Genomic DNA, 16,085 nt, shown 5'->3' with positions numbered 1-16,085 from the left:
CCCGAGTGGCAGGCGTCGGCGCTCGGGCGCAGTAGCGTTTCGGTTATGAGACTCGGTGTCCTTGATGTGGGTTCGAACACGATCCATCTGCTGGTGGTGGACGCGCACCCCGGCGCGCGACCGCTGCCCGCGCACTCCCACAAGGTGGAATTGCGTCTCGCCGAGCTGCTCGACGAGAACGGCGCGATCGGGGCGGAGGGCCTGGAGCGCCTCACCGGCGTGATCGCGGGAGCCGTGCAGGCCGCCGAGGACAAGGGCTGCGAGGAGGTCCTGCCCTTCGCCACCTCCGCCGTCCGCGAGGCCACCAACGCCGACGAGGTCCTGGCCCGTGTCCGCGAGGAGACCGGCGTCGACCTCCAGGTCCTCAGCGGACCGGAGGAGGCGCGGCTCACCTTCCTCGCCGTACGCCGCTGGTTCGGCTGGTCCGCGGGCCGGCTCCTCGTACTCGACATCGGCGGCGGCTCCCTGGAGATCGCCCTCGGCATCGACGAGGAGCCCGACGCGGCCGTCTCCCTCCCGCTCGGCGCCGGCCGCCTCACCGCGGGCTGGCTGCCGGCCGACCCGCCGGAGGCCGCCGACGTCAAGGCGCTGCGCAGGCACGCGCGGGCGCAGATCGCCCGTACGGTCGGGGAGTTCGCCCGCTTCGGCGCCCCCGACCACGTCGTGGCCACCTCCAAGACCTTCAAGCAGCTCGCCCGCATCGCGGGCGCGGCCCGCTCCGCGGAGGGCCTGTACGTACAGCGCGGCCTCAACCGCAAGGCCCTCGAGGACTGGGTCCCGCGCCTGGCCGCCATGACCGCGGGCCAGCGCTCGGCCCTCCCGGGAGTCTCCGAGGGCCGCGCCCACCAGCTCCTCGCGGGCTCCCTGGTCGCAGAGGCCGCCATGGACCTCTTCCAGGTCGACGACCTGGAAATCTGCCCCTGGGCCCTCCGAGAAGGCCTCATCCTCCGCCGCTTGGACCACTTGCCGTAGGGGTGGGGGCGGGTGGGGTCTGGGTACGGGGTCGGGTGCGCGGGGGTCTGGGTACGGGCTCCAGTGCGCCGCCGTCTCCTCCCCCGCCCGTGCGCCCCGGCCGGCCGGTCTTTGCCCACCACCCCCAGGGTGGTCCGGGGTAAGGGTGCCGGGGCGATCCGGCCCGTATGTCGAACGTCAGCCGTCTCACGGCCGACCGCGCCTGCCAGCGGTCACTTCACAGCCTCGCCGGCGTTTGAGGCGAAGGGTCCGGGCCACCCCGAGCCCCCTTCCGACCCGGTCTATCCAGCCTCGCCAGGGGGTCCCCCCGGACGAAGTCTGGGGGAGTTTGAGGCGCGGGGTCGGGCCACGCCGAGTCCCTATGTGACCCCGGCCCTCCAGCCTCGCCGGCGCTTGAGGCGCGGGGGCCTGGCCACCCCGAGCCCCCTTCCGACCCGGTCTATCCAGCCTCGCCGGCGTTTGAGGCGCGGGGTCTGGGGCGGAGCCCCAGTTCGGGAAGGGGCGGGTAGGGGAACCTCGCTCCGCGCAGCGGCCCCCTACCCCCGGCCCACCTCTCTAGCCCCGGCCCGGGTAGGAGAGGCTCTCCGGTGTCTGCTCGCATGTCTGAGGGTGCGGCCGTCCCGCGGCACCCTGTCAAGGGCGCTGCGCGTCGCTGCGCGATGGCCCTGCGGGCCACCCTTGACAGGCCACCACGGGACGCCACGTCCCAGACTTGCCAGCAGCCACAGGAGAAAAAGCAGCAGGGGGACCAGGGACGCAGCCGGTCAGCATCGGCCAGGCGCACCCCGTTCCCCCGGGCCCCCGCCCTCCGGGCGGAAAGACCACAAGCCGCAGCGGATCGCTACACAGCCGCGGCCAGCCAAGCGGCCTCCGGGCCGTCTGCGGCCGGGCATAGGCCGCCAGCGGCCACTACGCGCTCCGCCCGGCCCGGCGGCAGCCGGACCGCCCCGGGCCGAGGCACGCGGCAGACCGTCACACGGCAAGGGCAGGCCGTCCTCCGGTGCCCCAGGACCCGGGAGGCGGGACTCAGCGCACGGCAGCCCGCCCGGCCCCGCCCCGCCGCGGAAGCGAAGGCCGCCTCCCGGGTTCTGCGATCCGCTGGACGGAACCCGGCGCACGGCAAGCCCCTCCAGCCGCCCGGCCGGGCCTGCGGCTCCGCCCCACCGTGCCCCGAGATCCGCTCAGCGAGCCGCAGCGCCCGTCAGGCCGCCGGTGGGCTGGGGCCAGCCCGCGCCCGCGGGCGCCCGGTCCGCCCGGCCGCCCGCCCGGCCAGCGCGGCCCCCGCCCCGCCCCGCGCCCCCTCCGCGGAGCCCGATACCTGCCAGCCGCCCCGTACCCTGTCTGCGTGGCAGAACGAGTCGTGCGTGTTCCCGGTGCGAAGGTCGCCCTCTCCACGGCCTCGGTCTACCCGGAGTCGACGGCGACGGCCTTCGAGATCGCCGCGCGCCTCGGTTACGACGGCGTCGAGGTCATGGTGTGGACGGACCCCGTCAGCCAGGACATCGAGGCCCTGCGCCGCCTGAGCGACTACCACCAGGTGCCGATCCTCGCGATCCACGCCCCCTGCCTGCTGATCACCCAGCGCGTCTGGTCCACCGACCCGTGGACCAAGCTGCGCCGCGCCCAGGCCGCCGCCGAGAAGCTCGGCGCCTCGACGGTGGTCGTGCACCCGCCGTTCCGCTGGCAGCGCCAGTACGCCCGGGACTTCGTCGAGGGCATCTGGCGGATGGCCGACGAGACGGACGTGCGGTTCGCCGTCGAGAACATGTACCCCTGGCGCTACCGCGACCGCGAGATGCTCGCGTACGCACCCGAGTGGGACGTCACCAAGGACGACTACCGGCACTTCACCGTCGACCTCTCCCACACCGCCACCGCCCGCAGCGACGCGACGGCGATGATCGACCGCATGGGCGACCGGCTCGCCCACGTCCACCTCGCCGACGGCAACGGCTCCGCCAAGGACGAGCACCTCGTCCCCGGCCGCGGCACCCAGCCCTGCGCGGAGGTCCTGGAGCGCCTCGCCCTCGGCGGTTTCGACGGGCACGTCGTCATCGAGGTCAACACCCGCCGTGCGATGTCCGGTGCCGAGCGCGAGGCCGACCTCGCCGAGGCCCTGGCCTTCACCCGCCTCCACCTCGCCACGGCCGTCAGCGACCCGCGGGTGCACCGGCCGTGACCCCCTCCGCCGAGTTCTCCGAAGACCCGTCCGCCGAGTCGGGCGCCGACCCGTCCGCCGACCCGTCCGCCGAGTCGGGCGCCGCCGCCCCGCCCGTGCGCCGCGGGCGCGGCCGGCCCTCGCGTGCCGAGGCGGCCGGGGAGGGGCCCGGCGGCACGCAGGAGCGGATCCGGCTCGCCGCCCGCGCCGAGTTCGCCGAGCGCGGGTACGACAAGACCTCCGTACGCGGCATCGCCAAGGCCGCCGGGGTCGATCCGGCGCTCGTGCACCACTACTTCGGGACCAAGGAAGAGGTCTTCGCGGCGGCGGTGGAGATGAGCATGGAACCCACCCTCGTCGTCCCCGCCCTGCTCGGCGAGGGCCCTGACGGCATCGGCGAACGCCTCGCCCGCTACTTCCTCCAGGTGTGGGAGAACCCGGCCACCCGCGCCCCCCTCCTCGCGGTGATCCGCTCCGCGCTCACCCACGAGGCCGCCGCGAAGGTGCTCCGCCGGCTGGTCCTGCGCCGGCTGCTGGAGCGGGTGGCGCAGGAGCTCGACGTACCCGACCCGACCTTCCGCGCCGAGCTCGCGGCCTCGCACATGGTCGGCATCGCGATCCTCCGGTACGTCGTCCAGGTCGAGCCCCTCGCCTCCGCCGACCCGGAGGAGATCGTGGCCGTGGTCGCCCCCACCCTGCAGCGCTACCTCACCGACCCGGGACCCTGAGCCCGTCCGCCCTCCCTTCCCTCCTGCCGGCCCCGCGCGCCCGTCCCGGCACCGGCCCGCCGCTGACCGAAGGATGATCCTCCCGTCCCGGCATCCGGACACCCAGTCCAGATCTTGGAGGGTGGGCGTAGGCTCGTAAGCGTCAGATCCGTGTCTCTTGGGGAGTGAAACCCGATGCCCGAGCTCCGGTCCCGCACCGTCACCCACGGCCGCAACATGGCGGGCGCGCGCGCCCTTATGCGCGCCTCGGGCGTAGCGAGCGAGGACATCGGCAAGCCGATCATCGCGGTCGCCAACTCCTTCACCGAGTTCGTCCCCGGCCACACCCACCTCGCGCCCGTCGGCCGCATCGTCTCCGACGCGATCCGCGAGGCCGGCGCCGTGCCCCGCGAGTTCAACACCATCGCCGTCGACGACGGCATCGCCATGGGCCACGCCGGGATGCTCTACTCGCTGCCCTCCCGCGACCTCATCGCGGACAGCGTCGAGTACATGGTCGAGGCCCACTGCGCCGACGCCCTGATCTGCATCTCCAACTGCGACAAGATCACCCCGGGCATGCTGATGGCCGCCATGCGCCTCAACATCCCGGTCGTCTTCGTCTCCGGCGGCCCCATGGAGGCCGGCCAGGCCACCCTCGTCGACGGTACGGTCCGCAAGCTCGACCTGATCGACGCGATGGTCGACGCCTCCAACGAGAACGTCTCCGACGAGGACGTCCTGCGCATCGAGGAGAACGCCTGTCCGACCTGCGGGTCCTGTTCCGGCATGTTCACCGCCAACTCGATGAACTGCCTCGCCGAGGCCATCGGCCTGGCCCTCCCCGGCAACGGCTCCGTCCTCGCCACCCACACCGCCCGCCGCGCCCTCTACGAGCAGGCCGGCCGTACGGTCGTCGAGATCACCAAGCGGTACTACGAGCAGGACGACGCCTCCGTCCTGCCCCGCAACATCGCCACCCGCGAGGCCTTCGAGAACGCCATGGCCCTCGACATCGCCATGGGCGGCTCGACCAACACGATCCTCCACCTGCTCGCCGCCGCCCAGGAAGCGGGCCTCGACTACGACCTCAAGGACATCGACGAGGTTTCGCGCCGCGTCCCCTGCCTGGCCAAGGTCGCCCCGAACGTCGCCCCCGGCGGTACGTACTACATGGAGGACGTGCACCGCGCCGGCGGCATCCCCGCCATCCTCGGAGAGCTCCACCGCGGCGGACTCCTCAACAAGGACGTCAACACCGTCCACTCCGACTCCCTGGACGAGTGGCTCGCCGCCTGGGACCCGCGCTCCGGCGCCACCACCGCCGAGGCCATGGAGCTGTGGCACGCCGCCCCCGGCTGCAAGCGCTCCGCCACCGCCTTCTCCCAGTCCGAGCGCTGGGACACCCTCGACCTCGACGCCGAGGGCGGCTGCATCCGCTCCGTCGAGCACGCGTACAGCAAGGACGGCGGCCTCGCGGTCCTCAAGGGCAACATCGCGCTCGACGGCTGCGTCGTGAAGACCGCCGGTGTCGACGAGTCCATCTGGACCTTCGAGGGCCCGGCCGTCGTCTGCGAGTCCCAGGACGAGGCCGTCGAGAAGATCCTCTCCAAGCAGGTCACGCACGGCGACGTGGTCGTGATCCGCTACGAGGGCCCCAAGGGCGGCCCGGGCATGCAGGAGATGCTGTACCCGACCTCCTTCCTCAAGGGCCGCGGCCTCGGCAAGACCTGCGCGCTGATCACGGACGGCCGCTTCTCCGGCGGCACCTCCGGCCTCTCCATCGGCCACGCCTCCCCGGAAGCCGCCTCCGGCGGCACCATCGCCCTGGTCGAGGACGGGGACCGGATCCGCATCGACATCCCCACCCGCTCCATCGAACTCCTCGTGTCCGAGGAGGAGCTGGCCGCCCGCCGCGAGGCCCTCGGCGGCGTCTACGCCCCGAAGACCCGGGTCCGCACCGTCTCCGCCGCCCTGCGCGCCTACGCCGCCATGGCCACCAGCGCCGACAAGGGCGCAGTCCGAGACGTCTCGAAGCTCGGCTGACCCCCGGGGCCACCACCCACGGGCGTGCGGGTGGGACTGCGGCAGGGGCCAAAACCCCCTGCCGCAGTCCCGCTGCCCCCATCCCCGGCAAAATCCAGCCCCGCCAGGGGGTCCCCCCCGGACGCAGTCTGGGGGAGTTTGAGGCGCGGGGGTGTGGGGGCGGAGCCCCCGCTTTCGGGAAGGGGCGGGTAGGGGAAAGCCCCGCGCAGCGGCCGACCCGGCTCGACCCGCCCGGCTCGACCCGCCCACCCCACGTCACCGCACCCCCGCTACCAGCCCCCCGCCCCCCGCCCGTCCACCGCGAACACCGACCCGTCCGGCGCACTCGCGTACACCCGACCACCCCCCACCGCCACCGGCGCCGGAACCATCGCCGCGAACGTGTGCCGCCCGCCGTCCATCCGCGGCCGCGTCTGCCCCACCAGCACACCCTCCCGCGCATCCACCGCGAGCAGCCGCCCGTCGGCCGCGGTCAGGTACACCATCCCGTCGGCCACCACCGGCCGCGAGGCCCGCGCCACCGACGTGTCCAGCCGCCACAGCTCGACCCCGCCACGAGACCCCCCGGCACCCGCCCCGGCCCCGACTCCCGCCCCATCCGTCCGTACGGCAGTCAGCGCCCCGCCCACGGCGAAGAAGTACACGGTCCCGTCCGCCCCCACGGCCGCCTGCGCCTGGTCCAGCCCGAGCGGCAGCCCGACCCGCACCACGGGCCCCGCCCCGCCGGCGCCCCCCGCAGGCCCGATACCGACCCGCACCACAGCGACCGTCACCCCCCGCAGATCGCTCTCCTGCAGCAGCAGCGCCCCGCCCGCGACCCCCACGGGCGACAGCACCCCCGCCACCCGCCGGCTCCACAGCACCCCGCCGTCACCCGCGTCCACCCCCCGCACCAGGCTCGACGCACCGTCCGCGGCAGGCGTCACCGCCAGCACCACCCCCCGGCCCGGGCCCCCCGCACCGCCCCCCGGCCCCGCAACCCACTCCGAGCCCACCCCGCCGACCCGCTTCGACCACCGCTCGTCCCCCGTAGCCGAGTCGAGGGCCGTGACCCGCCCGTCCGCAGCGAGCAGCAGTACGGTCGACCGCCCCGCCCCCGCGTGCACCAGGCCCGAGTACCCCGAGAAGGCCGTGGACCACCGCACCGCCCCCGTCTCCGGGTCCAGCGCGTCCAACCGCGCACCGTCCGCGCTGACGGCGTGCACCAGCCCGCCCGCCAGCACCGGCGCCCGGTTCTCCTCGGCCCGGTCGCGCCCGCCGCCCGCCCCGGCCCGCACCGTCCAACGCCGCTCGCCGTCACCGCCGTCCAGCCGCGCCGCCGCGATTCCCGGCGCGTTGCAGTACACGGCCCCGGCCGCCCCCGCCCCGCCCCCCGCCGAGCACACCGGCGTACGAATCTCCCGGCCCGCATCCACCAACCGCACCGCCCAGGGCCGGAACACCTCCGGCACGGCCCCGCCCTGCGCGGACTGCTGCCCCACGGACCCCACAGCCCCCGCCGGAGCGGCCCCGGCCGGCCACAGCGCATACGTCCCCGCCCCCGCAGCCGCGATCACCACCGCACCCAGCCCGAGCCCGAGCCGCAGCCCCAGCCGCCGCCCAGAACCCGCCTTCCGCCCCCGGCCCCGAGACCCCCGCCCCAGCTCGACCCGCACCCGCCGGTGAGTCAGCTCCCCACCCGCGCCCGAACCCCCCTCAGCCGCCCCGCCCTCAACACCCTCAACACCCTCGACCGCCCGCCGCGGCCCCGGAATGAACGCCCGCGTGTCCTCCGCCGTCGGATACGCCGCCGACCGCAGCGCCGCGATCAGCTCGTCCGTACTCGGCCGGTCCCCCGGATCCTTCTCCAGGCACCGTGCGATCAGCGGCGCGAGCTCCGCCGGCAGCCCCGACAGGTCCGGCTCGTGGTGCACCACCTGGTACGCCACCAGGTACGGACTGTCCGAGTCGAACGGCCCGCGCCCCGTGGCCGCGAACACCAGCACGGCCCCCATCGCGAACACGTCCGCCGCCGGCCCGACCTCCCGCGGCCGCTGGAACTGCTCGGGCGCCATGAAGGGCGGGGTCCCGATGAGCTTCCCCGTCTCCGTCCGCAGATCACTGTCGTACGGGCGCGAGATCCCGAAGTCGATGACCTTCGGGCCGTCGGCGGCCATCAGCACGTTGCTGGGCTTCAGGTCCCGGTGCACCACCCCGGCCCGGTGGATATCGCGCAGCGCCTCCGCCAGCCCGGCGCCCAGCCGGCTCAGCTCCGCCGCGTCCAACGGCTTCCGCTTGGCCCGCTCGGCCAGGGTGGGGCCCTCCACGTAGAGGGTGGCCATCCAGGGCCGCCCGGCCTCCGGATCGGCGTCGGCCACGGCCGCCGTGAAGGCGCCGGACACCCGCCGCGCCGCCGCGACCTCCTGCCGGAAACGTGCCCTGAACTCGGGATCCGCCGCGAACTCGGCGTGTACGACCTTCACTGCGAGCCGCATGCCGGAGGCGGAGGTGGCCAGGTGCACCACACCCATCCCACCGGAGCCGAGGACGGATTCCAGCCGGTACTGCCCGGCGTATTCCGCCGCTGTCGACTGCGATTCCGTATGCGAAGGCCGTGCTCTGTCTGCTGGGCGCGGCATGCCCACCCCCCGTGTGCTTGGTACGCCGGCGCGCCCATGGAGCCTAGTCGAGCCTTGCTAACCTGCGCGAGTGACGCACGGTGAAGCATTGGGGGAGGGGCTCCACATGGCAGCAGACCCGAGAACGACCGCAACACCCGCACCGGACCCGGCGGCCGAAAACGCCCCGGCCGCTACGGCGACCGCCGCCGCCACCGCGGCCGACGCGATAGCGACCCGCTACCCCGTGGCCCCCGGCTACCGGGTCAACGTCCGCAGCGGCCCCGGCACCGGCTACGGCATCGTCAAGGTGCTCCCGTACGGAGCCTCGGTGCCGATCAACTGCCAGTGCCCCGGCACGACGGTCACCGGCCCCTACGGCACCACCAACATCTGGGACAACATCGCCAACGGCCAGTACATCTCCGACTCCTACGTCAAGACCGGCGCCGACGGCTACATCGCCCCCCGCTGCTCCTGAGCCGGGGCGCCCCCGCGAGGGATAATCGCTGATGTGACCGAGGAAACCCCACCCCAGAAGCCCCACCGGCCCCAGCCCACGGGTACGCCCCCGGGCCCCCAGCCCGAGGAGATCCGTTTCTTCGGCACCACCTGGCTGCACCACGACGGCGGCTACGTCTGGCGGCGCGTCGGCGTGGCCATCGGCTCGCTGACCGCCGCCGTGGCGGGCGCCTTCGTGCTGCAGTTCGCGTACGAGGGCCTGGAGATCGGCAACGTCGGCCCGTTCGTGAGCTTCACCGTCGTCATCATGTTCACGATCTGCAGCGCCATCGCCTTCTCCAAGACCTGGGAGTCCTTCGGCCGCCGCCGCCCGGCCTCCTCGGACGAGGCCTCCCTCAAGGGCCTGAAGGCCATCGGCTTCATCGGCTCGCTGATCGCGTACTTCCTGCGCTCCCTGTACGAGGCCCCCGGCGAGAAGCTCCACCGCAAGGAGTACGAGGAGTCCGCGGCCCAGTACGAACGCCGCCGCAGCACCCGAACCGGCAACCCGGCCACCCGCCGCCCCAAACGCAAAAAATAACCCCACCCCACCCACCGACACACAAACCCCCACCACTCCGGGTGCCCCCCACACCGCCCCGCGGCGCAGCCCGAGGCACAAACCCCAACCGCTCCGGGGTCTCCTCCTCCAGCCGTCCACCCCCGCCGACCCGTCTTCGCCACCGCCCCGCGGCGCAGGCCGGGGTACGGCGCCCAGTTCCGGGCCGGGGTCTCCACCCCCAACCGTCCACCCCCGCCGACCCGCCTTTGCCCACCGCCCCCCGGAGCGGGGCCCGGGTACGGCGTCCAGCCCGTGCGGGGTTGGGTGGGCGGCCGGTGTCGCGGCGAGGGGTCGGAGCCCCCTGGGTCCCGATCCGACCCCTCTACCCAGCCCCGTCGGGGGGCTGGCCGCCCGGACGAAGTCCGGGAGGAGTGTGAGGCACGGGGTCGGGGGCCACCCGGAGCCCTTTCCCGCCCCCGGCTGTCCAGCCTCGCCAGAGGCTGCCCCCCAGACCCCGTCTATCCAGCCTCGCCAGGGGGTCCCCCGGACGAAGTCTGGGGGAGTTTGAGGCGCGGGGTCTGGGGCGGAGCCCCAGTTTCGGGAAGGGGCGGGTAGGGGAACCGGCTCCGCGCAGCGGCCCCCTACCCCCGGCCCACCTCGCTAGGCCCCGGCCCGGGTCGGGATGGCTCTCCGGTGTCTGCTCGCATGTCTGACTGTGCGGCCGTCCCGCGGCGCCCTGTCAAGGGCGCTCCCTGCGGTCGCGTCGCTGCGCGACTCCGCTTTGCTCCGCCCTTGACAGGGCACCACGGGACGTCAAGTCCCAGACTTGCCAGCAGCCACAGGAGAAAAAGCAGCAGGGGGACCAGGACCCCGGCCGGTCCGAATCGCCAGGCGAGCCAGAGCCCGCCGGACCCCCGCCCTCCGGGCGGAAAGACAACCGACACAAGCCGCGACGGATCGCTACACAGCCGCGGCCGACTCAGCGGCCTCCGGACCGGCCGGGGCCGGGCATAGACCGCCAACGACCACTACGCGCTCCGCCCGGCCAAGCGGCCTGCCGCCCGCCAGGGGCTGGGGGCGCGGCAGTTCGCTACGCGCTCTGGCCGTGCCGGCGGCAGCCGGGCCGTCCCGTGTCCCACGACCCGCCAGGCGGCACTCGGGGCACGGCAGCCCGCCCACCTCCGCACCGCCGCAGACCCCAAGGCCGCCTCCCGGACTCTGCGATCCGCTGGACGGTACTCGCAGCACGGCAGGCCAGCCTCTGCCGCGCAGCGGCAGGGCCGCAGGCCGCCCCCGGGCTCGGTGATCCGCCGGGCGCGACGTGGAGAACGGCCGGTCGGCCGCCGCCGCGCAGTGGCAGGGCCGCAGGCCGTTGCCGTGCCCTGCGAGCCGCTGGGCGGCACTCGGAGCACGTCAGGCGGGCTGCCGCCGCGGAGAGGCGGGGCAGAACGCGGGGCCGGAGCCGCCCCCGTGCTCTGCGATCCACTGGGCGGGACGCAGAGCACGGCAAGCCCACCGCTGCCGCGAGGCGGCAGGGCCGGGTGTCGCCTTCCGTGTCCTGAGGACCGCCAGGCGGACCGCTGGGCACGCGAGACGGCCTCGGCCCCGGCAGCAGCCGCGCCCAGGACGTGAGGTGCTCACGCGGCTCGCCGGATGGTCCGCAGGCCGGGGAGCAGCCCCCGCCGCGCGGCGATCAGCCGCGCCCCCAGCCCCGGGCGGCCCGGCTGCCGCCGAGACCACCGCGCGTAGCGAGTTCCCGCGTGCCCCAGCCCCTGGCGGGCGGCAGGCCGCCGGGCCGGGTGGAGCGCGTAGTGGTCGTTGGCGGTCTATGCCCGGCCCCGGCCGGTCCGGAGGCCGCTGAGACGGCCGCGGCTGTAGCGATCCGTCGCGGCCTGTGGTCTTTCCGCCCGGAGGGCGGGGGTGCAGGGGGACGGGATTGGCTTGGCCGACGCTGACCGGCGGCGGCTCGGGTCCCCCTGGGCGTTTCCTTTCGGGGGGCGTCCCGACAGGCAGTCATGCCGTCCGGGGCGGGGTGGTCTGTCCAGGGTGGAGCGGAGCGGAATCGCGCAGCGACGCGACCGCAGGGAGCGCCCTTGACAGGGCGCCCCGGCCCGGAAACACCGTCACGCATGGCGGGATGCCCCCAACCGGCCACCTCCACAACACCGCTGGCAGTAAGAGCTCAGGTCGCCCCGACCCCAACACCGTTGAGGGCAGGGACTCCGCCCGCCCCCGACTACCCACGCCACCCCGCCAGCCGCAACGGGCCAGCCCCGGTCGGGCACCCACCCCACCCCGCAACTTCTCCCGTCCCACTCCGCCGCGTCCATTGACGGCTCGCGGACCCAGGAGGATTATTCATCACGTGATGAATAACTTGAACGGCCCACCTGCCTCCGCCACCCCCACCACCCCCGCCATCCGTGCCGAGTCGCTCACCGTCGTCCGCGGCGCACGCGGCCGCAGCGCGGGTCGTACCGTCCTCAAAGCGATCGGCTTCGAGGTCCCCCGCGGCCGCATCACCGGGCTCCTCGGACCCTCCGGTTGCGGCAAGACCACCCTCATGCGGGCCATCGTCGGTACCCAGGACCAGGTGACCGGGACCCTCGACGTGCTCGGGCAGCCGGCCGGTTCCCCCGGACTCCGCTCCCGGATCGGGTACGTCACCCAGGCCCCCTCCGTGTACGACGACCTGACCGTCCGCCAGAACCTCGCCTACTTCGCCGCCGTCCTCGACCCCGGCCGCTCCGCGGCCGACCGTCGCCGCGAAGCCGTCGAGCAGGCGATCCGGGACGTGGACCTCGCCGGGCACGCCGAAGCCCTCGCGCGGAACCTCTCCGGCGGCCAGCGCAACCGGGTCTCCCTCGCCGTCGCCCTCCTCGGCACCCCCGAGCTGCTGGTGCTCGACGAGCCCACCGTCGGGCTCGACCCCGTACTCCGCCGCGACCTGTGGAACCTCTTCCACCACATCGCCGACACCCGCGGCACGACCGTCCTCGTCTCCTCCCACGTGATGGACGAGGCAGAGCGCTGCCACGGCCTGATCCTCCTGCGCGAAGGCCGCGTCCTCGCCGAGGACACCCCCGACGCCCTGCGCACCCGCACCGAGTCCGCCACCGTCGAAGAGGCCTTCCTCCGCCTGGTCGAGGAAGACGAGAGCCCCGACCTCGCAGCCCACGCCCCCACCCCCACCACAGCCCCCACCCCCGCCGGAGACCTCCGATGAGCGCAGCCCGCACCCTCGCCACCGCCGCCCGCGTCCTGCGCCAGCTCCGCCACGACCCCCGCTCGATCGCGCTGATGCTCCTCGTACCGGTCCTGATGCTCGTCCTGCTCCGCTACGTCTTCGACGGCAGCCCGCAGACCTTCAACAGCATCGGCGCCTCGCTCCTCGGCATCTTCCCGCTGATCACGATGTTCCTGATCACCTCCATCGCGACCCTCCGCGAGCGCACCTCCGGCACCCTCGAACGCCTCCTCGCCATGCCCCTCGGCAAGGGCGACCTGATCGGCGGCTACGCCCTGGCCTTCGGCGCGCTCGCCGTCCTCCAGTCCCTCCTCGCCACCGGCACGGCCCTCTGGATCCTCGGACTCGACGTGGTCGGCTCCCCCTGGCTCCTGCTCCTCGTGGCCCTCCTCGACGCCCTCCTCGGCACCGCCCTCGGCCTCTTCGTCTCGGCGTTCGCCTCCTCCGAGTTCCAGGCCGTCCAGTTCATGCCGGCGGTGATCTTCCCGCAGCTGCTCCTCTGCGGCCTGTTCGCGCCCCGCGACACCATGCAGCCCGTACTGGAAGCCATCTCGAACGTCCTCCCCATGTCCTACGCCGTCGACGGCATGACCGAGGTCCTCACCCACCCCGACCTCACGGCCGCCTTCGCCCGCGACGCCCTCGTCGTGGCCGGCTGCGCCCTCCTCGTCCTCTGCCTGGGCGCAGCAACCCTCCGCCGCCGCACCCCCTGACCGAACGGCACCACCCCCACCCGACCACAGACCCACCCCACCCCACCCCACCCCCGCCCGCCCCTCGGACACCCCCCGCCCCCACCCCCGCCCGAATGCAAGGATGTGGACGTACAGCCCACAAGATCGGCAAGATCAGCAGCCTGCTCGGCGAGGTGACCCCGTATGACCCAGACAGTCGCAGTCCTCGGCACCGGCAAGATCGGCGAGGCCCTCCTCAGCGGAATGATCCGCGGCGGCTGGCCCGCGTCGAAGCTCCTGGTCACCGCGCGCCGCTCCGAACGCGCCGAGGAGCTCCGCACCCGCTACGGCGTAGAAGCCGTCAGCAACGCCGAGGCCGCCAAGCAGGCGGACATCCTCATCCTCACGGTCAAGCCCCAGGACATGGGCAAGCTCCTCGACGAGCTCGCCCCCCACGTCCCCGCCGACCGGCTCGTCATCAGCGGTGCCGCCGGCGTCCCGACCTCCTTCTTCGAGGAGCGCCTCGCCCCCGGCACCCCCGTCGTCCGCGTCATGACGAACACCCCCGCCCTCGTCGACGAGGCCATGTCCGTCATCTCCGCCGGCAGCCACGCCACCGCCGAGCACCTCGCCCACGCCGAGGAGATCTTCGGCGGCGTCGGCAAGACCCTCCGCGTCCCCGAGTCCCAGCAGGACGCCGCCACCGCCCTCTCCGGCTCCGGCCCCGCCTACTTCTACTTCCTCGTCGAGGCCATGACCGACGCCGGCATCCTCCTCGGCCTGCCCCGCGCCCAGGCCCACGACCTCATCGTCCAGGCCGCCATCGGCGCCGCCGTCATGCTCCGCGACAGCGGCGAGCACCCGGTCAAGCTCCGCGAGGCCGTCACCTCCCCGGCCGGTACGACGATCAACGCCATCGTCGAGCTGGAGCGCCACGGCGTACGCGCGGCCCTCATCGCCGCCCTCGAAGCCGCCCGCGACCGCAGCCGCGAACTGGCCTCCGGCACCAACTGACGAATCGGAAGGGGTGGGGGCGGGGAAGGGCCCCCACCACCCCACCCCACCGTCCGCTTCAACCCGCCGCCGGCAGCAGCCCCATCGCCGCATAGGCCGCGTCCACGACCGGCTTCGCCATCGCCCGGGCCCGCGCCGCGCCCTCGCGCAGCACCGCGTCCACCCGCCCGGGTTCCGCGCACAGCTGCGTGTGCCGCTCCTGCACCGGCCTCAGCAGCTCGACCACCGCATCCGCCGTGTCCCTCTTCAGGTCCCCGTACGAGGAGTAGGAGTCCGCGAGCTTCCCGGGCTCCCCGCCGGTGCAGGCGGCGAGGATGTCGAGCAGGTTCGCGACCCCGGGCTTGGCCTCCCGGTCGTACGCGACCTCGTTGCCGCTGTCGGTCACCGCGCGCATGATCTTCTTCCGTACGACGCCCGGATCGTCCAGCAGGTAGACGACCCCCGCGGACACCTCATGGGACTTCCCCATCTTCGAACCGGGGTCCTGGAGGTCCATCACCCGCGCCGCGACCCTGGGGTGGGTGGCCCGCGGCACGGTGAAGGTCTGCCCGTACCGCTGGTTGAAGCGGACCGCGATGTCCCGCGTCAGCTCCACGTGCTGCCGCTGGTCCTCCCCGACCGGCACCTCGTGCGTCCCGTAGGCCAGGATGTCCGCCGCCATCAGCACGGGGTACGTGAGCAGCGACAGCCGTACGCCCTCTCCGGCGGCCTGCGCCCGCGCACCCTTCTCCTTGTACTGGATCATCCGCCGCAGCTCCCCGTCCGTGGCCGTGCACTCCAGCAGGTAGGAGAGCCGGGCGTGCTCGTCCACGTGGCTCTGGACGAAGAGGGTGCAGTGCTCGGGGTCCAGCCCGGCTGCCAGCAGCAGTGTCGCCGCCTGCCGGCTGAGCCGGCGCACGCGGGCGGGATCGTGCTCGACCGTGAGGGCGTGCAGGTCGACCACGCAGAAGACCGCCTCCTCCTGGTACTGGTCCACCTCGACCCACTGCCGTACGGCCCCGAGGTAGTTGCCCAGGGTCAGGTGTCCGGTCGGCTTGACCCCGCTGAAGATCCGCTTCATGTCCTGCTCTCTCCCTTGGTCGTGTTGCCGCCGCCTGGTGGGCGGACCGGCCTCCCGGGAGGGAGAAACAGAAACGGCCGCCGGGGCGGCGGCCGTGAGCGCATGCGCGCGTTCGTCTGGGTCGGCCGCCGTCAGGCGGCCCACCAGCGAAGGCTGAGCGCGTGCGTAGTCATGGCTCCACGGTAGACCCTGGGAGTGAGCCAGGCCAGGAGGTTGACACGACCCGCCCGGATCCGTAGTGTTCTCCGAGTTGTCCGACGTGAGCGCCGACTCTGGTCGGTCCCCGGACAGCCATTCCGCAACAACCATTCGAACGAACGACGCACTTTGTCGTCTCGTTTTCATGCGTATTTGCGAATGAGGAATCCGTGCCCGAGAGGCACAGCCGCCGATTAGGTCGGAGGCGGGGAATCCGCTAATGTCTCACTCGTCGGAACGGCCCAACGGGTCGAGAAGACAAGCCCGCTGACTGGGAGTCAGGCCCGAAAGGATCTGATAGAGTCGGAAACGCCGGAAGGGAAAAGCGCGAAAGCGGCTTGGACCGGAAAGCGCCGAGGAAATCGGGTCCGAAAAGATCTGATAGAGTCGGAAACGCAGGAACGAAGGA

At 73.5% G+C, this 16,085-nt stretch carries 12 protein-coding genes; 9 read left to right on the top strand and 3 right to left on the bottom strand.

The window, feature by feature from the left end:
* The first annotated feature begins 45 nt into the window (after positions 1 to 45).
* The 4 genes from ACZ7JZ_RS17780 (at position 46) to ilvD (ending at position 5,883) form a co-directional block, all read left to right on the top strand.
* Complete coding sequence (locus ACZ7JZ_RS17780; RefSeq protein WP_470939803.1) at positions 46 to 972, top strand: Ppx/GppA family phosphatase; 927 nt, start codon at positions 46 to 48, stop codon at positions 970 to 972.
* 1,345 nt (positions 973 to 2,317) lie between these two features.
* On the top strand, positions 2,318 to 3,151 hold the full coding sequence (locus ACZ7JZ_RS17775) for a sugar phosphate isomerase/epimerase family protein (RefSeq protein WP_470939802.1): 834 nt from the start codon (positions 2,318 to 2,320) through the stop codon (positions 3,149 to 3,151).
* A 95-nt stretch (positions 3,152 to 3,246) separates the two neighbouring features.
* Entirely contained in the window at positions 3,247 to 3,858 is a 612-nt protein-coding gene (locus ACZ7JZ_RS17770; RefSeq protein WP_470940252.1) for a TetR/AcrR family transcriptional regulator, read from the top strand.
* 174 nt (positions 3,859 to 4,032) lie between these two features.
* A complete protein-coding gene (gene ilvD, locus ACZ7JZ_RS17765; protein ID WP_470939801.1) occupies positions 4,033 to 5,883 on the top strand; it encodes a dihydroxy-acid dehydratase in 1,851 nt (616 codons plus the stop codon).
* Positions 5,884 to 6,152: 269 nt separating this feature from the next.
* Here ilvD and ACZ7JZ_RS17760 read toward each other — a convergent pair whose 3' ends face one another.
* Positions 6,153 to 8,501 (bottom strand): protein kinase domain-containing protein, encoded by a 2,349-nt coding sequence (locus tag ACZ7JZ_RS17760; RefSeq protein WP_470939800.1) that lies wholly within the window; start codon positions 8,499 to 8,501, stop codon positions 6,153 to 6,155.
* 106 nt (positions 8,502 to 8,607) lie between these two features.
* Between ACZ7JZ_RS17760 and ACZ7JZ_RS17755 the strand changes: the two genes are divergently transcribed.
* The 5 genes from ACZ7JZ_RS17755 (at position 8,608) to proC (ending at position 14,418) form a co-directional block, all read left to right on the top strand.
* Entirely contained in the window at positions 8,608 to 8,961 is a 354-nt protein-coding gene (locus tag ACZ7JZ_RS17755; protein ID WP_470939797.1) for an SH3 domain-containing protein, read from the top strand.
* 33 nt (positions 8,962 to 8,994) lie between these two features.
* A complete protein-coding gene (locus tag ACZ7JZ_RS17750) occupies positions 8,995 to 9,522 on the top strand; it encodes a hypothetical protein (protein ID WP_470939794.1) in 528 nt (175 codons plus the stop codon).
* A 2,329-nt stretch (positions 9,523 to 11,851) separates the two neighbouring features.
* Positions 11,852 to 12,709, top strand: a complete 858-nt coding sequence (locus tag ACZ7JZ_RS17745; protein ID WP_470940249.1) for an ABC transporter ATP-binding protein — start codon at positions 11,852 to 11,854, stop codon at positions 12,707 to 12,709.
* Entirely contained in the window at positions 12,706 to 13,443 is a 738-nt protein-coding gene (locus tag ACZ7JZ_RS17740; protein ID WP_470939791.1) for an ABC transporter permease, read from the top strand. Before ACZ7JZ_RS17745 ends, ACZ7JZ_RS17740 begins: the two co-directional genes overlap by 4 nt.
* A 165-nt stretch (positions 13,444 to 13,608) precedes the next feature.
* Complete coding sequence (gene proC, locus ACZ7JZ_RS17735; RefSeq protein WP_470939788.1) at positions 13,609 to 14,418, top strand: pyrroline-5-carboxylate reductase; 810 nt, start codon at positions 13,609 to 13,611, stop codon at positions 14,416 to 14,418.
* A 58-nt stretch (positions 14,419 to 14,476) separates the two neighbouring features.
* Here the strand turns inward: proC and trpS are convergent, their stop codons facing one another.
* Together trpS and ACZ7JZ_RS17725 are read right to left on the bottom strand one after the other, a co-directional pair.
* A complete protein-coding gene (trpS, locus tag ACZ7JZ_RS17730) occupies positions 14,477 to 15,478 on the bottom strand; it encodes a tryptophan--tRNA ligase (RefSeq protein ID WP_470939786.1) in 1,002 nt (333 codons plus the stop codon).
* A gap of 423 nt (positions 15,479 to 15,901) precedes the next feature.
* The coding region (locus ACZ7JZ_RS17725) for a hypothetical protein (protein WP_470939784.1) at positions 15,902 to 16,085 on the bottom strand (184 nt) is incomplete at its 5' end.

It is taken from the genome of Streptomyces sp. NPDC038213 (assembly GCF_055600495.1).
Note: the sequence above shows the minus strand (reverse complement) of the source record. Positions and strands in the feature narration are given on the sequence as shown.